Source organism: Bradyrhizobium sp. RDM12, assembly GCF_051917485.1.
Classification (GTDB): domain Bacteria; phylum Pseudomonadota; class Alphaproteobacteria; order Rhizobiales; family Xanthobacteraceae; genus Bradyrhizobium.
On record NZ_CM133064.1, the window covers coordinates 4,218,589 to 4,241,001 of the forward strand.

Below are 22,413 nucleotides of genomic sequence, written 5' to 3' on the forward strand. Positions count from 1 at the left end.
TTAAGCTACCGGCATGCGCGTTTCGATGATCCGGGCGAACATGCTGGCGCCGATCGGCAGGATCTTGTCGTCGAGCACGAAGCCGGGATTGTGCACGGGCACGGAGCCCTCATGCCCGACCCAGAAATAGGCGCCGGGAATGGTTTGCAGCATGTCGGCAAAGTCTTCGCTGCCCATCTTCGGTTGGCTGCGGGTGATCACCTTGGCGGGATCGACGATGGTGCGCGCGACGTCCTCGACCACCTTGGACTGCTCGACCTGGTTGACCAGCACACCAAAGGTGTCGCGGATATCGACATCGATCGCGCACTGATAGGCGCTCGCGATGCCGGCGCAGATCGTGCGGATGCGCTGGCTGATCAGGGCGCGGACTTCATCCGAGAAGGTGCGGATGGTGCCGCAGAGATGGGCTTCGCCGGGAATGACATTGTAGGCGGAGCCGGCATGGATCTGGGTGATGGACACCACGGCGGCCTGGAGCGGCTCGACGTTGCGGCTGACGACCGTCTGGATCGCCTGTGCCAGCGTGGTCGCGATGATCACCGCGTCCTTGGAGCGCTCGGGCATCGCGCCATGCGCGCCATAGCCAGTGATGCGGAGGTCGAAGAAGTCGGCGCCCGCCATCGCCGGGCCGGGCAGGATTGCGATCTCACCCAGTTCAAGGTCGGGCGCGTTGTGCAGACCGTAGAGCTCGTCGCAGGGGAATTTCTCGAACAGGCCATCCTTGATCATCGCCCGCGCGCCGCCGAGGCCTTCCTCGGCCGGCTGGAAGATCAGGTGCACGGTGCCGTCGAAGTTCTTCGTTTCCGCGAGGTAGCGCGCGGTGCCGAGCAGCATGGTGGTATGGCCGTCATGCCCGCAGCCGTGGAAGCGGCCGGGGATTTTCGAGCTCCATTTCAGATTGGTGTTCTCCTCCATCGGCAGCGCGTCCATGTCGGCGCGCAGACCGATGCGCTTGCCGCTCGAACCCTTGCCCTTGATGATTCCGATCACGCCGGTGCCGCCGAGGCCGCGATGCACCTCGATGCCCCAGCTCTTCAGCTTGTCGGCGACGATGCCGGAGGTGCGGACCTCCTCGAAGCCGATCTCGGGATGAGCGTGGATGTCGCGGCGGATGGCGGTGAGTTCGTCGGCGTAGCCGTCGATGCGGTCAATGGTGGGCATGTGTCCTGTCCGGTTGGCGTGACTTGATTAGCGAGATTTGGGCGTGAAAGCCGGGCCGTTCGGCTTGATGCGGATGCCCGGCCGCAGGCGCGTCCAGGGCAGCGAGGCGGTATCGGCCGGCATCGCGCCTGGCGCGGCGCAGATCATCAGCTTCTCCGCGATCGGTTCGAAATCGGCGCGGAAATGCACCGAGCTCTTGTTGACCAGAATCTTCTCTGCCGTCGGCTCGATGCCGACATAGCGGTACATCGCCTGATCGGCGAGCTGCGCCTTGTGCGAGGAGACGACGATTCGGACGTCGCCGATGCGCAAGGCCGCCGACGGGCCCATCTCCATCTCGCGGCCGCCATAATAGGGACCGGGCGCGATGAAGCGGCCGTCCGACAGCTTTTCGACGACAAAGGTCTCGGTGTACGGCTCGTCGCCGGGAATGCCGGACTTGCCGCCGAGCGCGAGCGTGACGGTGGCGCCGACGCCGGCTTCATGTGCGGCCTTGGCCGATTGGGGATCGTAGATCGCGCCGGTCGCGGCGCTCGCCTTGTTGCGCACCAGCGCGCGCAGCATGCCGGTCGTATCGGAATCGCCGCCGGCGCCGGGATTGTCCTGGGTGTCGGCGATGATGATGGGCTTGCTCGCGCTCTTCGCAAGTTCCATGGCGTGGCGGACGCCATCATCGGGCGACCAGATCTTGCCGTCGAAATCGTCCTCGTGGCTCTCGATCAGCTTGACGATCGCATCCGCCGCGCGGTCGGCATCGGCCTGCGTCTTGCCATAGGCGAATACGCTCGGCCCGCAATCGCGGAAATCGGCCGCGGGGAAGCCCGGCGCGAAGGACAGCGTCGGAACCGCATCGCTTTCGAGCGCGGCAAGCTTCTCGTAGATGCCCTTGGTCGGATAATCATTGGTGCATTGCCAGCTGATCGCGATCAGGAACGGCAACTGGCGGAACGACTTTGCGAAACGCTGCTTCGTCTTCAGCAGCAAGGCGAGGTGCCTTGCAGAGGCGCGGCCGGTCTCGGCCATGTCGACATGCGGGTATGTGCGGTAGGCAATCAGCGCATCCGCATGTTCCATCATCTCGGGGGTGACGTTGGCGTGGAGGTCGAGGCTCGCGACCAGCGGAATATCCTTCCCGATGACGCGGCGCACGCGCGCCAGAATCTCGCCTTCGCCGTCATCGAGATGCTCGGTGACCATCGCGCCATGCAGGTCGAGATAGACCGCGTCGATCGGGCCGGCGGCCGCGATGCCGTCGACCATCACCTTCACGATGCGCTCGAATGCGTCCTTGGTGACGTGCGCCGACGGGCTCGCACCGCAGGCGATCGTCGGAACGAGCTCCCAGCCATTGGCTTCGGCGCTGTCGACGAAGCCGGCAAGGCCGACATTGATGCGCCGCATCACCTTCAGCACGTCGGCACCCTCAGTCATCGCCGGCCAGCCGCCGCCATGCTGGAAATCCGCGTACGTCGCCTTCGTCGGCGCGAAGGTATTGGTCTCGTGCAGGAAGCCGCCGACGGCGATACGTGTCATCAAATCAAGTCCAGCGATTGAAGGTGCGCGAAATTAGCCATGGCGCTGCGGCGAGAGCAAGCGAGGAGCCCATGCGGTCGCGCATAGGATCAGATCGTTTTTGGGCATGCTGCTCCGCCGTCATTCCGGGCCGCGCCATTTGGCGCGAGCCCGGAATCCATTTTGCGGCAAACTGCGCGGTTGGATGGATTCCGGGCTCATCGCTTCGCGATGCCCCGGAATGACAGCTACATCGTGGCCGCCACGCCCTCCGACACCGGACGGAAGTTCGCAAAGTCCCAGCCGCGGCCGGGCGCTGCTTCGAGCAAGGCTCTCGTGTAGGCCTCCTGCGGATGCGTCAGCACCTCGCCGGCCGGGCCCTGTTCGACGACGCGGCCGTGCTGCATCACCACGACCTCGTCGCAGATTTGCGCGGCGACGCGCAGATCGTGGGTGATGAACAGGATGGCGATGCCGAGCCGCTTCTGGATCTCGTCGAGGAGTTCCAGCACCTGCGCCTGCACGGAGACGTCTAGCGCGGAGACGGCTTCGTCCGCGACCAGCACATCGGGATCGAGAGCGAGCGCGCGCGCGATGGCGATACGCTGGCGCTGGCCGCCGGAGAACTGGTGCGGATAGCGCGACACCGCGTCGGCCGGCAGGCCGACCAGCTCGAGCAGCTCGCGGGCGCGCTTCATGGCATTGGCGTGCGACACGCCGTAATTGATCGGGCCTTCCGCGATGCTTTCGCCGACGGTGACGCGCGGGTTGAGCGAGCGGTAGGGATCCTGGAATACGATCTGAATCTTCTGCCGGTGCGGCTGCAGCAGGCGGCGCGAAATGTCGGAGATCTCGCGCCCGGCGAGGCGGACGCCGCCGGAGGTCGGATCGATCAGGCGGACGATGCAGCGCGCCACCGTCGACTTGCCCGAGCCGCTTTCGCCGACGATGCCGAGCGTCCGGCCCTTGCGCAGCGTCAGCGTGACCTTGTCGGCCGCGACGACCTCGCGGCCTTTGCCGAAGAACGCGCGCTCCTTGTAGACCTTGTTGAGGTCGTTGGCTTCCAGCACCACCGGCTCTTTGGTCTCGGGCCGCGCCGCGCGCGGCACCAGGCTCGGCACCGCAGAGAGCAAGTTGCGGGTGTACTCCATTGCCGGATTGCGCAGGATGGAATCGAGCGTGCCGGTCTCGACCAGGCGACCCTGCCGCATCACCGCGACGCGGTCCGCGATCTCGGCGACCACGCCCATGTCGTGGGTGATGAACAGCACGGCGGTGCCGTGATCGCGCTGGAGGTCGCGGATCAATGTCAAGATCTGCTTCTGCGTGGTGACGTCGAGCGCGGTGGTCGGCTCGTCGGCGATCAGCAGCTTTGGCTCCAGCACCAGCGCCATCGCGATCATGATGCGCTGCCGCTGGCCGCCGGAGAGGCGGTGCGGGTAGGAGGCGAAGATGCGCTCGACCTGGGGCAGGCGCACCTGCTCCATCATGTCGAGAATGCGCTGCTTGCGCGCCCTGGCGTCGAGATCGGTGTGGGCGCGCAGGACCTCGTCGATCTGGCGGCCGACCGGCACCACCGGGTTGAGCGCGGTCATCGGCTCCTGGAAGATCATCGCCATCTGCGTCGCGCGCAACTGCCGCAAACGACGGTCGGTCGCACTGAGGATCTCCTCGCCGACCAGCCTCACGCTGCCGCTGGTCGGAACCAGCGTGCCCTTCGGCAGCAGGCCCATCGTGGTGAGCGAAGTCACCGACTTGCCCGAGCCACTTTCGCCGACGAGGCACAGCGTCTCGCCCTTGTGCACCTGGATCGAGATGCCGTCGATGATTTTCTGCCCGCCCGGCTTCTTGCCGACGGAGACGACGAGGCTGTTGATGTCGAGGATGGGGTTGGTCATCAGGTCACTCCATCGTCATCGCGAGGAGCCCGCGACAAAACTGCAAAGCAATTTTGCGCTGAAGCGACGAAGCAATCCAGAAATCTTTCCGCGGAGGCAGACTGGATTGCTTCGCTTCGCTCGCAATGACGGAACAAGGGGCGGGGCCGGCAAGACGGATCATTTGCCTTCCCGCTGCTTCATGCGGGGATCGAGTGCGTCGCGGGCGGCATCGCCGATCAGATTGATGCTGAGGATGGCGATCGAGAGCAAAAGACCCGGCCAGAAGATCAGCGTCGGCTTGAGCTGAAAATACTGGCGGCCCTCGGCCATGATGTTGCCCCAGGTCGGCGTCTCCGGCGAGATGCCGGCGCCAAGGAAGGAGAGAATGGCCTCGGTGAGGATCGCGGAGGCGCAGACATAGGTGCCCTGGACGATCAGCGGCGCGATTGTGTTCGGCATCAGATGCCGCCACATGATTTTTGGCAGCGACGAGCCGACCGAGATCGCCGCTTCGACATAGGGTTCTTCGCGTGCCGACAGCACTACCGAGCGCACCAGGCGCGCCACGCGCGGGATCTCGGGAATGGTGATCGCGATCAGCACGGTCGAGATGCTGGCGCCGGACAGCGAGACTACAGCGATGGCGAGCAAAATGCTCGGCATCGCCATCAGGCCGTCCATAACGCGCATCAGGACGGAATCGATCAGCTTGAAGAAGCCGGAGACAAGACCGATCGCAAGGCCAATGACGATCGAGAGGATGGCCGAGCCGATGCCGATCAGGAGCGAGATGCGGCCGCCATAGATGACGCGCGACAACAGGTCGCGGCCGTAGGCGTCGGTGCCGAGCAGGAACTGCGCCGAGGAGGGCTTGAGCCGCAGCGATGGCGCCAGCTGGACCGGATCATGCGGCGCGATCAGCGGCGCCAGGACCGAGATCAGCACGATCAGGGTGAGCAACACCGTTGCCGTGGCGATGATCGGTGTCGAGGTGAGGAAGCCGAAACGCGGCCGCAACGGCGCCGTGATCGGAATGGACGACTGGGGAAGGGTATCGACTGACATTTTGTTGTTGTCCTTGCCTCAGTACCTGATCCGGGGATCGAGCAGCGTGTAGGCGACGTCGATCAGGAGATTGACGACGACATAGATCAGCGAGGTCAGCAGGATCATCGCCTGGATCACCGGATAGTCCCGCGCCAGCACCGCATCGACGGTGAGGCGGCCGATGCCGGGGATGTTGAACACGCTCTCGGTGACGACGACGCCGGAGATCAGGAGCGCAAAGCCGGTGCCGATCACGGTGATCACGGGCACGGCGGCGTTGCGCAAGGCGTGCCGCATCATCACCGCGACCTCGTTGATGCCCTTGGCGCGTGCCGTTCTCACGTAATCTTCGCCGAGCACATCGAGCATCGCCGCGCGCGTCATGCGCGCAATCAGCGCGACATAGATGAAGGAAAGAGCGCAGGTCGGCAGGATGATGCGCTCGAAGAACTGGCCGAAGCCGGCCGAGATGCTCTTGAAGCCCTGCACCGGCACCCAGCGCAGGTCGATCGCAAAGACTTCGATCAGGACATAGCCGACCACGAACACCGGCACCGAGAAGCCGAGCACGGAGAGGCCCATCACGAAACGGTCGATCCAGGTGCCGTGCTTCCAGGCCGCGATCACCCCCAACGGCACGGCGACGATGACGGCGAGGATGATGGTCGACAGCGCGATCGAGATCGACGGCTCGACGCGCTGACCGATCATCTTCATGACCGGCAGGTTGGAGATCAGCGACGTCCCGAGATCGCCGTGCAAGAGCTTGCCAACCCAGGTGATGAACTGCACGATCAGCGGCTCGTTGAGGCCGAGCGAGGCGCGAATGCGCTCCAGCCGCTCCGGCGTTGCATTGTCGCCGGCGAGGATCGCGGCCGGGTCGCCGGGCGTCAGCCGCAGCAGCAGGAACACGAACAGCGCGACGACGCCCATCACGGGCACCGCAGCCAGAACGCGGCGAATGAGATAACCTAGCATGCACCTATCTCCGGCTGCGGAACTTGCGACGCCCGGGGGCGCCGGTGGATTCTGTCGTGTCTAGCATGTGCGCTTGTCATTGCGCCGGAAAAGCCGGCCGGAGAACGTCCCCTTGGGGCAAATTGTGTGCCAAGGGCAGGGCAGTCGCAAGGGGCCGCCCCCAATCGACTTGCGGCCTGTGTTGAAGAACACGTCGGACATCGAGCCCCGCGCACCACCGGCATCATGTTGGACATCATCGGCCGGAGCCGCCACGGAACAACGTGAGACGTCTCGCCCCCCGATAAGGCTAAATTTCAACCGCGTCTGCCAACGCATTGTGCAGTGCGAACATTCGTCATTCCGCGGCGATGCGTCCGCATCGGACTCCGGTGCGCAATTGCGCGCCTGAGAATCTCAATATTGCAGGTCTGGTGCTCCGGACCATCCCGGAATGACGGCTGCGCTGTCACTCAAGCGTTGCCAGTAATCCCGCCATCAGGCGCCCGCGTTCGACGAGGCTCTCGACCTCGATGAACTCCTCGAGCGTGTGGCCGTTGCCGCCGCGCACGCCGAGACCATCGAGCGTCGGAATTCCCATCGCACCCGTAAAGTTGCCGTCGGAGCCTCCGCCGGAACTCGCGTGCGGTAATTCCGCGCCGAGAGAATTGGCGATGCCGCGCGCCTTTTTCATACAGCGCCATGGTGCCGGCATCGGGCTCCCACACCGGCCGCGTCACGCCACGCGTCACCTTGAAGGTGACGTCGTTCGCGGTGCCCGACAATGCCAGCATCCGCTCGACGCCCCGGTCGAGATCGGCTTGGCGCTTGGCCATGGAGAGCGCTTCGCCGATCGCGGTCGTTGCAACGCAATTGACCCACTGGCCGCCATGCACGACGCCGACCGAGAAGGTGCAGTCCTCCGTCGTCATCGCGTCGATCGCGAGAATCTGCCGCGCCATCTCGCGGATCGCGGAGCGGCCCGCCGACAATGTCGCGCCGGCGTGGCTCGGCCGTCCCGTCGCTTCAAGATTGAATCGAGCGATGGCGTAACGTCCGGTGGTGACGCCATTGTCGGCGCGGCCGGGCTCGGGCACCAGCACATATTTGTTGCGCGCAGCTTCCGCCTCGATGATGTCGCGCGTCGAGGGCGTGCCGACTTCCTCGTCCGGCGTGAACAGGATGGTGATCGGCAGCGGCGTGGTGAAGGACGCACGCGCCAGCTGCCGGATCGCTTCCAGCGAGAGATAGTTGCCGCCCTTCATGTCGTAGATGCCCGGGCCGTAGCACTTGTTGCCCTCGCGCCGCCATTTCAGCTTCTCGATGGTGCCGACCGGGTGGACGGTATCCATGTGCCCGGCGATCAGGATGCCCGGCTCGCCTTGCTTCGGATGCGGGAAGCGTGCGCGGACGACGCCGCCGAAGCCCTGACGGCCAGCGATGCGTTCGATCGTCGCACCCATAATCGCCATATCCCGCGCTGCGATATCGAGCATGCGGTTGACCGCGCCTGCGTCCCAGGTCGGGCTCTCGCATTCGACCCAGGGACGCAGGCCCTCGAGCATCGCCTCGGAATCGAAGGGAAGATTGGCTGGATTCATCTTGATGTCTCTCAAGCTTCGAAAGATGGAATGCGCATTGCATCGGCGCGGGCAGGATAAGCGGAAAGAGTGTAGAGCCAAATCGATCCCTGTGGAGCCCGCGCGTGCGATGTCATGGGCTGCGCCGAAACCGGATTGACGCGCTCAACACTGTCTGCAAGTCTCGAAAAGATAAAGGCATTGCATGAGGTTAGTTCGCCTAAGGAACGAACCGAATGCCCAACCAATAACCTGCCTTTGAACAGTTTCACGTCAGGAGAAACTTTTATGTTGAGCTTGATGCGCCGGGGGCGACGCGCGTTCGCCTCCACACTCGCGCTGTCGGTCGTCGCGCTTGCGACGGCGATGGCCTCGCCGGTGTTTGCGGCGGGCAAGACGATCACCGCGGTGATGCATTCGGATCTGCGCATTATCGATCCGATCTTCACCACGGCCTACATCACGCGTGACCATGGCTACATGGTCTATGACACGCTGATCGCGACGGATTCGAACTTCAAGATCCAGCCGCAGATGGCAGACTGGAAGATCTCCGACGACAAGCTCACCTACACCTTCACGCTGCGCGACGGTCTGAAGTGGCACGACGGCGCGCCGGTGACTGCCGAAGACTGCGTCGCCTCGCTGAAGCGCTGGGCCGCCGTCGACGGCATGGGCCAGCAGATGATGACCTTCACGGCCAGCATCGAGGCGACTGACGCCAAGACCATCACGCTGAAGCTGAAGGAGCCCTACGGCCTCGTGCTGGACTCCATTGGAAAACCCTCTTCGCGCGTGGCCTTCATGATGCCGAAGCGCCTCGCCGAGACGCCGCCCGACAAGCAGATTCCGGAGCAGATCGGCTCGGGTCCGTTCAAGTTCGTGCAGGGCGAATTCCAGCCCGGCGTAAAGGCGGTCTACGTCAAGAACACCGACTACGTGCCGCGCAAGGAGCCGGCAAGCTGGACCGCCGGCGGCAAGGTGGTGAAGGTCGACCGCGTCGAGTGGATCACCATGCCGGACTCGCAGACCGCCGTGAACGCGCTGCAGTCGGGCGACATCGACTTCATGGAAGTGCCGCCGTGGGATCTGCTGCCGGTGCTTGAAGGCAATGCCGACCTCAAGGTCGAGACGCTGAACAAGTTCGGCTACCAGACGCTCGGCCGCATGAACTTCCTCTATCCGCCCTTCGACAATCCGAAGATCCGTCGTGCGGCGTTCCTGGCGATGAACCAGAAGGACGTGCTCGACGCGCTCGTCGGTAATCCGAAGTACTACAAGATCTGCGGCGCATTCTTCATCTGCGACACCCCGTTCGCAACCGACGTCGGCTCCGAGACGCTGGTCAAGGGCAACGGCATGGCCGAAGCCAAGAAGGCTCTCGCCGAGTCCGGCTATGACGGCACGCCCGTCGTGGTCATGGTGCCCGGCGACGTCGTGACGCTGAAGGCGCAGCCGACGGTGGCGGTGCAGCTGCTCCGCGAAGCCGGCTTCAAGGTCGACGCGCAAGCGACCGACTGGCAGACGGTGGTGAGCCGTCGCGCCAGCCAGAAGCCCCCGAAGGAGGGCGGCTGGAACATGTTCTTCACCAACTGGGTCAGCGCCGACGTATCCAACCCGATCTCCAATCTCTCGATCGGCGGTCAGGGCAAGAAGGGCGGCTGGTTCGGCTGGGCGGAAGACGCCAAGATCGAGAAGCTCAAGGACGACTTCGTCCGCGCTGCCTCGCTCGACGATCAGAAGAAGATCGCGACCGAGATCCAGAAGGAAGCTTATGACCAGGTGATCTACGTGCCGCTCGGCCAGTATCTGGCGCCGAGCGCATGGCGGAAGTCGCTCTCCGGCGTGCTCGACGGCCCGGCGACCCCGGTGTTCTGGAACATCGACAAGTCCGAGTAAGGCCAACTCCGAGTCAGGCGAAGGCGCGTCAGCGCGCCTTCTGTCCCGACCTGTCACGCGGCGCCGCTGTCATCAGCGGCGCTGCTCGCCAGGAGAATTCGTCAGGAGAACTTGTCGGCAGAACTCGTCAGGAGAACTTCAATGGTCCAGCTCATGCGCCGGGGGCGTCGGGCGTTCGCCTCCACACTCGCGCTGTCGGTCGTGGCGCTTACGGCGATAGCCTCGCCGGTTCTTGCCGCAGGCAAGACCATCACCGCCGTGATGCATTCGGATCTGCGCATCCTCGATCCGATCTTCACCAGCGCCTACATCGCGCGTGATCATGGCTACATGGTGTACGACGCGCTGATCGCGACGGATGCGAATTTCAAGATTCAGCCGCAGATGGCGGACTGGAAGATCTCCGACGACAAGCTGACCTACACCTTCACGCTGCGCGATGGGCTGAAGTGGCATGACTGTACGCCGGTCACCGCGGAAGATTGCGTTGCGTCCCTGAAGCGCTGGGCCGCTGTCGATGGCATGGGGCAGCAAATGATGCTGTTCACCGCGAGCATCGAGGCGACCGACCCCAAGACGATCACGCTGAAGCTGAAGGAGCCGTACGCGCTCGTGCTGGAATCGATCGGCAAGCCGTCCTCGCGGGTCGCCTTCATGATGCCGAAGCGTCTCGCCGAGACGCCGCCGGAGAAGCAGATCCCCGAGCAGATCGGCTCCGGGCCCTTCAAGTTCGTGCAGACTGAATTCCAGCCAGGCGTGAAGTCGGTCTACGTCAAGAACACCGACTACGTGCCGCGCAAGGAGCCGGCGAGCTGGACCGCCGGCGGCAAGGTGGTGAAAGTAGACCGCGTCGAATGGATCACGATGCCGGACGCGCAGACAGCGTTGAACGCGCTGCAGTCGGGCGACATCGATTTCATGGAGAATCCCGCCTTCGAAATGTTGCCCACCATCGAAGCCGACAAGGAGCTCAAACTCGAGATTCTGAACAAGTTCGGCTTCCAGACCGGCGCGCGGATGAACTTCCTCCATCCGCCATTCGATAACGTCAAGGTCCGCCGCGCAGCCCTCATGGCGGTCAACCAGAAGGACGTGCTCGATGCGCTGATCGGCAATCCCAAATACTACAAGACTTGCGCCGCAGTCTTCATCTGCGACACGCCGTTCGCGACAGAGATCGGCGGTGAGACTCTCGCGAAGGGCGGCGACATTGCTGCGGCCAGGAAGGCACTCGCCGAGTCCGGTTACGACGGGACGCCAATCGTGCTCATGGCGCCGGGCGACGTGCTGACGCTGAAGGCTCAGCCGATCGTCGTGGCCCAGCAACTGCGCGAAGCAGGTTTCAAGGTCGATCTGCAGGCGACCGACTGGCATACGGTGGTGAGCCGGCGCGCCAGCCAGAAGCCCCCGAAAGAGGGCGGCTGGAACATGTTCATCACAAACTGGGTCAGCGCGGACGTGGTCAATCCGATCTCCAACGTCGCTGTCGGCGGGCAGGGCAGGAAGGGCGGCTGGTTCGGCTGGGCGGAGGACGCCAGGGTCGAGCAGCTCAAGGACGCGTTCGTTCGGGCGGCCTCGCTCGATGATCAGAAGAAGATCGCGACCGAGATCCAGAAAGAGACCTATGACCAGGTGCTATATGTCCCGCTTGGCCAGTACCAGGCGCCGAGCGCATGGCGGAAGTCGCTCTCCGGCGTGCTCGACGGTCCGGCGACCCCTGTGTTCTGGAACATCGACAAATCCGAGTAAGGCGAGCGGGAACAGGAGAAAGGTGCACCCTTCCCTTCGTCCCCATCATCAGCAGTGGCTGTCGCGGACCTGCTCGAGCCCTTCGCTCGCAAAGGGTGGATTAACGACGGCTTGTCCGACAGGCGATGGCGACTTTTCCGTCCGCCGCGGGTCCTGATCGTGACGCTCGTCCTGCTGTTCCAGTTCCATGAGGCGGCCTCTCGAAAATGCTGCAGGACAACATCGAGGCGTCTGCGAAGTTCCTCACACGATGGGGCGATGATGCGGCTTGAACAGCCGTCCCTTCTCCACCACCAGAACGATCGCGAGCGCTGCAAGCGTCGACAGGAAGAATCCGGTCGAGAACGGCAGCAGCGTGCCGTCAAAACTCTGGCCGATCACCGTTCCGACCGCGATCCCGATCAGCGTCGTGATCGAGCCGTAGAGCGAGGAGGCCGTGCCGGCGATATGGCCCTGCGGCTCCATCGCGAGCGCGGTGAAATTGGCGACCATCATGCCGAACGAAAACATCATCAGCGCCGACAGCACCATGAACAGCGGAAGCGGCAGCACGCCGAGGATCTCGGTCAGCAGCATCACGCCGGCCACCGCGGTGTAGAGCGTCAGCGCGCCGTGCGAGATCACGCGCATGCCGAGCCGCCCGACCAGCTTTGCGTTGAGGAAGCCGGCGACGGCTGTGCCGGCCGCGATCGCCGCGAAGGCGAGCGGAAAGTAATGGCCGAGGTGATAGATGCCGGTGAATACCTGCTGCGCCGAGAACACGTAGGCGAACAGCGCGCCCATGACGGCACCGGCGGCCGTCGCATAGCCGATGGTCTGGCGGTTGGTGAGGGTCTGGCGAAAGGCCGAGAGCACGTCGACGGGCGCGAGCGATCTGCGTTCGGACTCGGGAAGGGTTTCGGGCAGTCGCAACACGCTCCATGCGAGCGCGAGCACGCCGTAGAGCATCAGCACGACGAAAATGCCGCGCCATTGCGTGACCAGCAGCACGGCCTGTCCGAACGAGGGCGCGATCACGGGTACGGCGATGAAGATCATCATGGCAAGCGACATCACGCTCGCCATGCGGCGGCCGGCATAGCAGTCGCGCACGATCGAGGTCGCGATCACGCGCGTCGCGGAGGTGCCGAGGCCCTGCAGTGCGCGGGCGAGCAGCAGCGTCTCGAACGAGGGCGCCGCGACCGCCAGCACGCTCGCCACCGCATACACCGCCATGCCGCCGAGCAGCACCGGGTGGCGCCCGAACCGGTCCGACAGCGGACCCATGACGAATTGTCCCGCGCCGAAGCCGATCAGGAAGGTCGATAGCACGAGCTGGAGATGGTTGGCATTGGGAATGCCGAAGGCCGCCCCGATATTGGGCAGCGCGGGCAGCATCATGTCCATCGCGAGCGGATTCAGCGCCATGATGGACGCGATCACGACAACGAATTCGGGAAACCCCATCGGACGGTGTCCGGAGGACACCCAGTCGTCGGCATTGACGTCGGACAAGCAGCTCACCTCTGATTCCAAAGGGCATATCTAATGCCTATGCTGCAGCGCACAACCCATGTTTTGGGATGGCTGTCCGGCGGGGCCGGGGACGGACAACAAATGGTGAAGACGCCCTCGGCTCGGGCAGATCGAAATCGACCCGCAAAGCGGTTTTCCCTCGCGACAAAAGCGGAACGCGTTCACGCGGAGATCATGCCGAAACAACAGCCAGGAGCCCGATGATGATCGTCCTAATTTCATCGCGCTCCAGGCGCGATTTGGAAACCGGGGATTCACCATAACAGCGGGGACGGCCCGTCGGGGAGATGAATCCGCAACGTATCCTGTCCAATGTGGCCTGACCGGACGCCGGATCAGGCGCGAGAGAACTTGGGGAATAGGCAGGTATCAGACGTGTCCGACATCACCGGAGCAGCACGATGGTCGGGACCGTCGGCCGAGATGGCCGGCAAGCGCAATGCCTGGCTTGCCTGCCTGATCGCGTTGGTGGCGGTGCTGGTGCTCGGTAATCTCGCCAACGATACCGCGCTCGGTCTGAATTACGGCTGGGACATCCGCGTCAACTGCGCCGCCGTCGATGCGCATGCCGACGGGCTCGATCCGTACTACGTGAAAAACCTGAAGGGCACCAAGCTCTCTTATCCCTATCTGCCTGCGACGCTGGACGTCTTTCGTCCACTGTGTGCGGATGGCTTTCTTGTAGCCCATCACCGCGGCGTCTTTCTGCTCATCGCCGTGCTCTGCGGCCTGGTGCTGCCCGGGATCGGCCGGACACGCAACTTGCGTGACGTGGTGCTGAGGAGCCTCTACGTGCTCGGCGCGTTCGTTGGTTTCGAATGGGTGCTGGCCTCGGGCAATTTCGCGATCCTCGGCGGCGGACTGACCGCCGCAGCACTTGCCCTTCTGCTTCGCCCCGCGAAGCCCGAGGCAGGCCACGATCGGAATGACGCGCCTCGTGTCGCGGGTGCCGCGTTGCTCGGCCTTGTCATGTCGTTCAAGTTGGTGTTCTGCCCGGTGTTGGCTGCGCTCTATCTCCTGCCCCTGCCGCGTCGGAAGAAACTTGTCTTGATCATGGTGGCGGGCGTCAGCTTCGTGCTTCCGATCCTTATCTCGGTCGTCTTCTATCCCAACCTGTTCCAGAGCTGGTTGCTCGCCATCAGCGGAGGGATCCCTGACCAGCATTCGGTCCAGACCGATGGAACCAATCCGTCACTGCTGCTACTGGCGCAAAATGTCGTCGATCGCGTCGGACTTCCCGACAGCAAGCCGATCGTGTTTGTCATCTATCCGTTGACGGCGAGCACTTTCGTGCTCGCGCCACTCGCTTGGTCGCTGCTGCGTGCGATCCGCAACGGCGAGGGCTCGTTGCCGGCGCGCCTCGACCGCTGGCTGGTCGATCATCCGCAGGCCGCGATGCGGATCGCGGTGCTGGTGATGTACGGCCTCTATCTCTGCGCCCCGCGCCTGAAGGAATATGCCTTCCTCGAACTGGCGGTCTACGCCGCAATCCTCATCGTCGATCTTCCGGCCGCAGCCCTGGCCGCCGTGCTGATCATCGGCATCGCAGTGCCGACGCTGGTCTCGATCACGGGGAGCATGATCGAGGGCGGCTTCGTCCAACTCACGGTCGCGCTCATCTGCTTCTGGATCCTGCTGTGGGCGCAGTCAGCCCCGTCAGCTCAAATGGTGCGGGCAGCCGGGGTCGAACCGGCACAGCGCTTGCGCACCGAGGGATTTTAAGTCCCTTGCGTCTACCAATTCCGCCATGCCCGCTTGATCCAAAGAGATCAAACACTTAAGTCCCGTCCAGCCGTCTGGAATTGGCGCCTGTCGTGCTGGGCGGGTGGTTCTTCCTTAAGCGAGCCGGCGGCACAAGGCAAAGCCTCAATCCGGACATCTGGCCCTGCTTTAGGCATTCTCAATTCACGGGGACTATTTTCCGGCCATGCCTGCTTCGCTTTCCTCGTCCCTGCGCCTTGGTTGCGCGGTTGCTGCGCTGGTCGCGGCCGGCTTCGCGCTATCCGGCTGCGCCGGCATGAGCGAGACGATTGCTCCGGCCTTTGCCGATCCCGCCAAATACGAATTGTATGACTGCAAGCAGCTTGAAGCGGAGCGCAAGGCGCTCGCCGCCCGCACCGAGCAATTGCAGAAATTGATGGACAAGGCGGAGACAGGGACCGGCGGAGCGGTTGTGTCCGAGCTCGCCTATCGCAACGATTACGTGGCGGTCCGTGGCTCGGCGCAATTGGCCGAAGACGGCTGGCGCAGCAACAGGTGCCGGGAAACGCCGCCGAATGCGGCGCCGGCGACCGCTGTGCCGCAGCGTCCGGACATCAAGCCCGCTCCGAAACGCTAACGCGCGTCATCATGCTTCAGGCTATTGTTTGAGCATGATCTCCGCGCAAACGCGTTCCGCGTTTGTCGCGAGGGAAAACCGCTGCGCACTTTTCCTCTAAGGCCGCCAGCCGTAGATCCAGTCCTGCCGCGCCAGCATGCGGTCCGGCCCGAGCGCACGGATCGCGAGATCGCGCGCGAGCGCAAATGCGCCGCCGAGATGATAGATCCGGCCTTGCCGCCGCGCGGTGCGCTGCACCTTCCTGACACGGGCCTGACGTATCAGGCCGTATTGCTTGAGAGCCGCCGCAACGCCGGCTGCATCTTCGGCGGCTTCGACGTTCAGATGCCGGGCGAGCACGGCCGCATCCTCGATCGCCATGCCGGCGCCCTGGGCTGCGAACGGCAGCATCGCGTGCACGGCGTCGCCGAGCAGCGCGACCCGGCCCTCGCTCCAGGGGCATCCGTCCGGAACGCCGAACAAGGCCCATTTGCGCCAATTGTCGACGGCGGCGAGCATCATCCGCGCCGTCGGCGGCCAGCGCGGCGCGGCGAACGCGTCCATCACCTCGAGGGAATCGCCGGGCGTGCTCCAGCCCGGCCTGTTCCAAGTGCCCGGCAGCACCGCGACCACGTTGAGCTGGCGGCCGCCCGCGATCGGGTAGGCGACGAGATGGGCGTTTGAGCCCATCCAGAGCTGCACCCGCCGTGCGGTATACTCCTTGGGCAGCTGCGTGGCATCGAGCGTGCCGCGCCAGGCGATCAAGCCGGAGAAGCGCGGCTGCACCTCGGGAAACAGATGCTGGCGGACTGTCGACCAGATGCCGTCGGCGCCGATCAGGGCGCTGGCGAGATCGCTGCGGCGGATGGTTCCGCTGCGATGGACGACCGTCAGTCCTTTGGCATGGGGGGCGACATCCTCGAATGTCGCACCCAACTTCAGGTCGATATCGGGATGCTCGGCAACCGCGCCGGCGAGCGCGGATTGCAGCTCGGCGCGATGGACCACCCAATAGGGCGCGCCGGCGCGCTGGGCCGCGGCCTCGCCGAGCGGCATCCGCAAAAGTTCGCCGCCGGCCCGCGCGCTCATGATCGAGACCGCATCCGGGACGACAGCGCGCAGCTTCAGCCGTTCCGTCAGACCGAGCTCGACCAGCACGCGGCTGGCATTGGGGGAGAGTTGCAGGCCGGCGCCGACCTCCTCGAGCCGCTCGGCCTTTTCCAGCAAGACGATGCGAAAACCGCGGGCGGCCAGCGCAAGCGCAGCCGTTAGTCCTCCGATTCCGGCACCGGCGATGACGATCGTTCGCGGGAGGGCCACCCCTGACCGGGATGAGCGGTCAGGCCACCTTGTCCTTCAGCACGCATTCCGGCGGACGGGCTTCACCCGCCTTCAGGTCGGCCGCGAAGCGATACAACGTCGAGCAGTACGGGCAGATGATCTCGTTGTCATTGCCGAGGTCCAGAAAGACGTGCGGATGATCGAACGGAGGGTTGGCGCCGACGCACATGAACTCTTGCGAGCCGATCTCGATGACGGGGACACCGGCATCGTTGTGGAAGTGCGGGACGACATGGTCGGACATCGTAACTCATCCTGGAGTGGCAATGGCGGCAGACACAATCACGAACTGACGCGGCATCATTAAGGCGCCGCGGACCATACTGATGGGTGCAGGTGATTGCTAGTCCAGCGGAACCGAAAGCTCCGCAATTGCCCCATGCTCATTTGCTCATGCAAATTCGACACAATCTTGCGGCTTGAGAGAAGCCCTTCTTTCGTCGGGGACGTTGTGTCGCAATTTTGGCATACTATGTCTGTGGACGCGTACAATTGCAGCAAAAGACGAACTATCAAGCGCAACTGATCTCAGGACCGTCCAGGCTTTCAGCATGAAGTGGCTGCGAATCAGCTCAGCGTTGACCGGGATCGCTGCATGCAGCTTTGTGCTCGCGCAGGTAGCGCCGCATGCCCGCGAGGCCGGCGCGATTCTCGCCGCCCGGGGCGATCCCGCTGCCCTGTCCGAACTCAAGCTTGATGCGGCTCTCGCGCATGACGAGCGCCTGGTTCAGGACAATATCGAGGCCGCGCTTGCGGCGGGCGATGCCGATCTCGCCGACAGTTTTGTCGCGCTCGCGCATGACCGCAACATCGCGCTGCCGGATGATCTCCTGAGCCGGGTCAGCGATGCCGTCAAAACCGAAAATTCCACCTCGCATTTCGCCAGGCGCTTTGCCACCGGGCTCGTCACTGGCAATGCCGATGATGTCGCGAGCCTGTCCGGGACGATGGCCGGCGATCTCTTCGTGATCGGCGACGTCAGGGACGTCGTCCGCGAAAGCAAGCATCTCGCCATGGGCGAGGACACCGACCGCCTGGTGCTCGGCCTTGCGACCGCGGGCCTCGCGGTGACGGCCGTGACCTATGTGTCGGCCGGCGGTGCCGCGCCGGTGCGCGCCGGGCTGACGCTGGTGAAGGACGCCCGCAAGGTCGGGCGGCTCGGCGAAGGTCTCGCCGCATGGGCCGGCCGGTCGGCGCGCGAAGTGGTGGACACGCCGATGCTCCAGAATGCGGTCGCGTCCGGCTCGGTGCTGCGGCCCGGTGAGACGGTGAGCGCGATCAAGGCCGCGTTCCGCGTCGAGAAGGCCGGCGCGCTGGTCCGGCTCGGCAAGGACGTCACGCGCGTGGCCGAGAAGACCGGCGCGCGCGGCGCCATGGACACGCTGCGCATCGCCGAAGGGCCCAAGGATGTCGCGCGCGCGGCGCGGCTTGCGGAAGCGCAAGGCGGCAAGACACGCGCGATCATGAAGCTGCTCGGCCGCGGAGCGCTGCTGCTCGTCGGCGGCGCATTCGATCTCACGCTGTGGCTGCTCGGCGCGGCCTTGACGCTGTTCGGCCTGTTGTCCTCGATCAAGGCGACCACCGAGCGCCTGACGCAAGCCTGGTGCGATCGGAGGCGGCGCCGCCGCCTCCGCCGGGCGCAGCTGGCTGCCGGCGCCGCTCTGGCAAACACGGCCGTCACCGCCTAAAGCGCGATCTTCGTCGCGCTTTAGGTTAGTGTTTGAGCATGATCTTGCCGGAAAACCGCTACACACTTTTCCGGATCATGCTCTAAGATCAATCTTCCCCCACAAACACTGCGGAACTGCTGATGCCGAGCTTTCACAACGGCGCCGTTGAAATTGCTTATCTCGACGAAGGCGAGGGCGATCCGATCATCCTGGTGCACGGCTTTGCCTCGAGCAAGAACGTGAACTGGGTCTATCCGACCTGGGTCTCGGAGCTGCGCAAGAACGGCCGCCGTGCCATTGCGCTGGACAATCGCGGCCATGGCGACAGCGCGAAGCTCTACGAGCCCGGGCAATATTCGATTCCGACCATGGCCGGCGACGTGCTCGCGCTGATGGACCATCTCGCGATCCCGCAGGCCGACATCATGGGTTATTCGATGGGCGGGCGGATGACGGCCTGGCTCGGGTTGAACGAGCCGCAGCGGCTGCGATCGGCGATCCTCGGCGGCATCGGCATCGGCGGGCTGATCGAGGGCACCGGGCCCGGCGAGAACGTCGCCAAGGCACTGGAAGCGGCCTCGCTCGACGAGGTCACCGATCCCGTCGGCCGCACGTTTCGTGCGTTCGCCGACCAAACCCGTTCCGATCGCCGTGCGCTCGCCGCCTGCCTGCGTGGAACGCGCGATCTCATGACCAGGGACGAGGCCGCGCGCATCGACGTGCCCGTGCTGATCGCGGTCGGCAGCGCCGATGATGTTGCGGGCTCGGCCAGCGCGCTCGGTGCGATCATCCCCGGTTCGGAGGTGCTCGATATTCCAGGGCGCGATCACATGCGCGCGGTCGGCGACAAGGTCTACAAGACCGGCGTGCTGGATTTCCTGTCACGCCGCGGCTGAGTTCTCTTCCGCCGGCCCGTCGTCGCCAGACGAGCGGAATAGCGCCATCAGCACCACGAAAGTCGCAACCCACACCATGCGCGCGCCGTAGCGGTCGTGCGGGCCCGAGATCACGCCGCAGATGAAGGCGTTGCCGAGCAAGGCCAGCGTCACGGTCGCCGCCAGCAGCGTCAGATCGTCCAGCCGGCGATTTGCGAGTGCGTGTCCGAGCAGCCCGACCAGCGCCAGCATCGAGACCAGCGCGACGGGGACGTGCAGCCAGTTGACGTAGTCGAAATTGAGGCCCCAGTTTTGCTGGCGCGCCGCGCGCATCGGCGCCACTTGCGCCGGGATGTAGCGTTCGATGATGCCGTAGGTGTGCGGGATCCAGACACTGGCGCCTTCGCCGGTTGCGACATGCAGCAATTGCTGGCCCATCGCCCGCAGCGCTGCACCGGCCTGCCACGCAGGATAGTCGGCGAGTGAGCGCACGACGATGGTGCCCATCTCGTCGTTGAGCCCGTCGAAGCGGCCGAGCGTATTGAACATGCTCTTGCCCCAGAGGAATTCGTCGGCCGTCGCCGGCAGCTCGTTGCGATAGGGACAGAGCTTGAAGCTCTCAAGCGGGCAGTGATCGCCAAGATAGCGCGCGACGATGCCGTCCTGCATCATGCGGCCGAACGCGACGCCATAACCGCCGGGCGTCCAGGCCCATTTGCCCGAGAGCGCGTGGTTCGCCGAGATCAGCATCAGGCCGCCCACGACGATGGTCAGGCTCGCCTGCGCCAATCCGGCAATCGGGAGGCGACGCCCGAGGAACGGCCGCGCCATCCAGCCGGCGACGCAGAGCCCGAGCAGCACACCGAGCGTGGCGCTGTGGGTCGCGGCGGCAAAGGCGGTGAAGCCGAACAGCGAGATCTTTTCGAGCACCGACGTCCGGCTTGCACCAGTGATCAGCAGGAACAGCGATAGGATCGAAAGTCCCGCAAAGATGTCGGTGAGCAGCATGCTGGCGAGCCAGGGCAGCGCCGTCGACAGGATCAGCAGCACGCTGATCGCGACGAAACGGAATGTCTGCATCAGGCCGAGCACGCGCAGCGTGAGCTGCAACAGCCACAGCGTCGCCAGCGACTGGACCGCAAGATTGATCCAGAAGCCGAAACTCTCGCCGTAATGCAGATAGAGGCCGAACACGGTGGAGCGGCTGGGAACGAGATAACCTTCGTACCAGCGCGCCAGATAGCCGCCGGTATCCCATTGCAATAGCGGATAGCCGTTCCAGAACGCCGGCGCGATCATGAGGAGGGGCAAAGCCACCAGCGCCAACCGCAGCCAAAACGTACCCGCGGCGCGCGCGCGCAATTGATCGGTGGTGATGCTCAAATCCGCTCCGTCCTTGTCGGGACCATGCCCGCAATAACGGTTGGGGCGAAATTCACCAATAGTTTGACGCCGCCCGGCTTGAATTTGGCGAGACTCTGACCATTTTGAGCCGACCTTGCCGCTTGGGGGCGTTCTGAGAAACTCTTGTTTCTCAATGTGTTGGTATGCTTTCACGGGGCAAGGCGCTGTTCACTCTCAGGCAAGCCCGTCAGGACTTCGTCGCCTAGACTGTGCTATAGAGCCAGTCAAACGAGCCAATTCGAAAGAGCAGATCCCATGGCAGTGCATCAGGTCAATCCGGGAGGAAAGCTCGCAACGCTCGATCCGATCTGGGAGCGGATCCGCGGCGAGGCGGAGGACATCGTCCATCGCGAACCCGAGCTCGCGACCTTCATCTATTCCACCGTGCTGCATCACAGCCGTCTCGAAGATTCGGTGGTCCACCGCGTCGCCGACCGGCTCGATCACGCCGCGCTCTCGGGCGACCTGGTGCGCCAGACCTTTGACGAGGCGCTGCGCGACGATCCCGATCTGGGCAACGCCTTCCGTGCCGATCTCGTCGCCGTCTACGACCGCGATCCCGCGACCTCGCGCTTCATCGATCCCTTGCTCTATTTCAAGGGCTTTCACGCCATCCAGACCCATCGCCTCGCGCACTGGCTCTATCTGAAGGGTCGCAAGGATTTTGCCTATTACCTCCAGAGCCGTGCGTCTGCGGTTTTCCAGACCGACATCAATCCTGCCGCGCGCATCGGCCGCGGCATCTTCCTCGACCATGCCACCGGCTTCGTCTGCGGCGAGACCGCAGTGATCGAGGACGACGTCTCGATCCTGCACGGCGTCACGCTCGGCGGCACCGGCAAGGAGAACGAGGACCGTCATCCGAAGATTCGCCACGGCGTGCTGATCGGCGCCGGCGCAAAGATCCTCGGCAACATCGAGATCGGCCATTGCGCGCGCATCGCGGCCGGCTCGGTCGTGGTCAAGCCGGTGCCGCACAACGTCACGGTCGCGGGCGTGCCCGCCAAGATCGTCGGCGAGGCCGGCTGTGCCGAGCCGTCGCGCACCATGGATCAGATGATCAACGCGATGGGGCTTTAGACGCGCGTTAAGGGCCGGATCTTCCGGCCCTTTTCGTCCCCAAATTGTTTGGCAATTCATGCTGGCGGTTCGCCGCGTCTCGTCCTAAAACCCGCCGACCAATTTTGATCGGAGACTTGCCGTGGACGTCAAAGAAGTCAGAAAGCTCGATGCGTATCTGAAGCGCGTATTCGGCAATCCCAAGATCCGCGTCGTGCCGCGGCCGAAGAAGGACGATTCCGCCGAGGTCTATATCGGCGAGGAGTTCATCGGCGTGCTCTTCGTCGACGACGAGGACGATGATCGCTCGTTCCAGTTCCAGATGGCGATCCTGGAAGACGATCTGGTCGATCAGGAATAGGCGCGGGGCATTCCGTAAGCGGGGGACCTCTGGCCCTCACGAATTGGTGTCTACGGGGGCAATGCGATCTGTCGCCCGTCCCC

18 protein-coding genes, 1 tRNA gene and 1 pseudogene are annotated in these 22,413 nt (G+C 64.3%); 7 read left to right on the forward strand and 13 right to left on the reverse strand.

Translation table 11 applies throughout. The features are described 5' to 3' along the window. The 6 genes and pseudogenes from ACTGJ9_RS20385 to ACTGJ9_RS20410 form a co-directional block, all read right to left on the reverse strand. On the reverse strand, positions 1-1,164 hold the full coding sequence (locus tag ACTGJ9_RS20385; RefSeq protein WP_456672588.1) for a M20 aminoacylase family protein: 1,164 nt from the start codon (positions 1,162-1,164) through the stop codon (positions 1-3). A gap of 27 nt (positions 1,165-1,191) precedes the next feature. Beyond that, the gene (locus ACTGJ9_RS20390) at positions 1,192-2,697 is read right to left on the reverse strand and encodes a M81 family metallopeptidase (RefSeq protein ID WP_456672589.1); all 1,506 of its coding nucleotides are present in this window, start codon (positions 2,695-2,697) and stop codon (positions 1,192-1,194) included. A 227-nt stretch (positions 2,698-2,924) separates the two neighbouring features. Then, positions 2,925-4,574 carry an ABC transporter ATP-binding protein gene (locus ACTGJ9_RS20395; RefSeq protein WP_456672590.1) on the reverse strand — a complete coding sequence of 550 codons (1,650 nt, stop codon included), beginning with the start codon at positions 4,572-4,574 and terminating at the stop codon, positions 2,925-2,927. Positions 4,575-4,733: 159 nt separating this feature from the next. After that, complete coding sequence (locus ACTGJ9_RS20400; RefSeq protein ID WP_456672591.1) at positions 4,734-5,621, reverse strand: ABC transporter permease; 888 nt, start codon at positions 5,619-5,621, stop codon at positions 4,734-4,736. Positions 5,622-5,639: 18 nt separating this feature from the next. Beyond that, positions 5,640-6,581: an ABC transporter permease gene (locus ACTGJ9_RS20405; protein WP_456672592.1), complete on the reverse strand. Its 942-nt coding sequence runs from the start codon at positions 6,579-6,581 to the stop codon at positions 5,640-5,642. Between the two features lie 448 nt (positions 6,582-7,029). Beyond that, positions 7,030-8,161, reverse strand: a pseudogene (locus tag ACTGJ9_RS20410) (M20/M25/M40 family metallo-hydrolase). Positions 8,162-8,428: 267 nt separating this feature from the next. Here ACTGJ9_RS20410 and ACTGJ9_RS20415 point away from each other — a divergent pair. Together ACTGJ9_RS20415 and ACTGJ9_RS20420 are read left to right on the forward strand one after the other, a co-directional pair. After that, the gene (locus ACTGJ9_RS20415) at positions 8,429-10,039 is read left to right on the forward strand and encodes an ABC transporter substrate-binding protein (RefSeq protein ID WP_456672593.1); all 1,611 of its coding nucleotides are present in this window, start codon (positions 8,429-8,431) and stop codon (positions 10,037-10,039) included. 141 nt (positions 10,040-10,180) lie between these two features. Then, positions 10,181-11,788, forward strand: a complete 1,608-nt coding sequence (locus tag ACTGJ9_RS20420) for an ABC transporter substrate-binding protein (RefSeq protein WP_456672594.1) — start codon at positions 10,181-10,183, stop codon at positions 11,786-11,788. A 243-nt stretch (positions 11,789-12,031) separates the two neighbouring features. On the opposite strand, the gene ACTGJ9_RS20425 is transcribed toward ACTGJ9_RS20420, so the two are convergent. The 4 genes from ACTGJ9_RS20425 to ACTGJ9_RS20440 form a co-directional block, all read right to left on the reverse strand. After that, on the reverse strand, positions 12,032-13,282 hold the full coding sequence (locus tag ACTGJ9_RS20425; protein ID WP_456678581.1) for a multidrug effflux MFS transporter: 1,251 nt from the start codon (positions 13,280-13,282) through the stop codon (positions 12,032-12,034). A gap of 390 nt (positions 13,283-13,672) precedes the next feature. Beyond that, complete coding sequence (locus ACTGJ9_RS20430; protein WP_456672595.1) at positions 13,673-14,467, reverse strand: hypothetical protein; 795 nt, start codon at positions 14,465-14,467, stop codon at positions 13,673-13,675. A 36-nt stretch (positions 14,468-14,503) separates the two neighbouring features. Further along, positions 14,504-14,905, reverse strand: coding sequence for a hypothetical protein (locus tag ACTGJ9_RS20435; RefSeq protein WP_456672596.1), 402 nt, complete (start codon positions 14,903-14,905; stop codon positions 14,504-14,506). 64 nt (positions 14,906-14,969) lie between these two features. Beyond that, positions 14,970-15,058 (reverse strand) — tRNA-Leu (locus ACTGJ9_RS20440). Between the two features lie 172 nt (positions 15,059-15,230). Between ACTGJ9_RS20440 and ACTGJ9_RS20445 the strand changes: the two genes are divergently transcribed. Then, a complete protein-coding gene (locus ACTGJ9_RS20445) occupies positions 15,231-15,641 on the forward strand; it encodes a twin-arginine translocation pathway signal (protein ID WP_456672597.1) in 411 nt (136 codons plus the stop codon). Positions 15,642-15,737: 96 nt separating this feature from the next. Here the strand turns inward: ACTGJ9_RS20445 and ACTGJ9_RS20450 are convergent, their stop codons facing one another. Continuing rightward, positions 15,738-16,940: an FAD-dependent monooxygenase gene (locus tag ACTGJ9_RS20450; RefSeq protein ID WP_456672598.1), complete on the reverse strand. Its 1,203-nt coding sequence runs from the start codon at positions 16,938-16,940 to the stop codon at positions 15,738-15,740. Between the two features lie 19 nt (positions 16,941-16,959). Beyond that, positions 16,960-17,205, reverse strand: coding sequence for a zinc-finger domain-containing protein (locus ACTGJ9_RS20455; protein WP_007602543.1), 246 nt, complete (start codon positions 17,203-17,205; stop codon positions 16,960-16,962). Between the two features lie 307 nt (positions 17,206-17,512). Here ACTGJ9_RS20455 and ACTGJ9_RS20460 point away from each other — a divergent pair, with 307 nt between their 5' ends. Both ACTGJ9_RS20460 and ACTGJ9_RS20465 read left to right on the forward strand, forming a co-directional pair. Continuing rightward, positions 17,513-18,649 carry a hypothetical protein gene (locus ACTGJ9_RS20460; RefSeq protein ID WP_456672599.1) on the forward strand — a complete coding sequence of 379 codons (1,137 nt, stop codon included), beginning with the start codon at positions 17,513-17,515 and terminating at the stop codon, positions 18,647-18,649. Between the two features lie 122 nt (positions 18,650-18,771). Next, positions 18,772-19,527: an alpha/beta fold hydrolase gene (locus tag ACTGJ9_RS20465; protein WP_456672600.1), complete on the forward strand. Its 756-nt coding sequence runs from the start codon at positions 18,772-18,774 to the stop codon at positions 19,525-19,527. Here ACTGJ9_RS20465 and ACTGJ9_RS20470 read toward each other — a convergent pair. Beyond that, entirely contained in the window at positions 19,513-20,889 is a 1,377-nt protein-coding gene (locus tag ACTGJ9_RS20470) for a hypothetical protein (RefSeq protein WP_456672601.1), read from the reverse strand. The two genes, ACTGJ9_RS20465 and ACTGJ9_RS20470, sit on opposite strands and share 15 nt — an antisense overlap. Positions 20,890-21,165: 276 nt before the next feature. Here ACTGJ9_RS20470 and cysE point away from each other — a divergent pair, with 276 nt between their 5' ends. Together cysE and ACTGJ9_RS20480 are read left to right on the forward strand one after the other, a co-directional pair. Further along, complete coding sequence (gene cysE / locus ACTGJ9_RS20475; protein WP_456672602.1) at positions 21,166-21,990, forward strand: serine O-acetyltransferase; 825 nt, start codon at positions 21,166-21,168, stop codon at positions 21,988-21,990. 121 nt (positions 21,991-22,111) lie between these two features. After that, on the forward strand, positions 22,112-22,330 hold the full coding sequence (locus tag ACTGJ9_RS20480; RefSeq protein WP_007602550.1) for a DUF3126 family protein: 219 nt from the start codon (positions 22,112-22,114) through the stop codon (positions 22,328-22,330). Positions 22,331-22,413 lie beyond the last annotated feature (83 nt).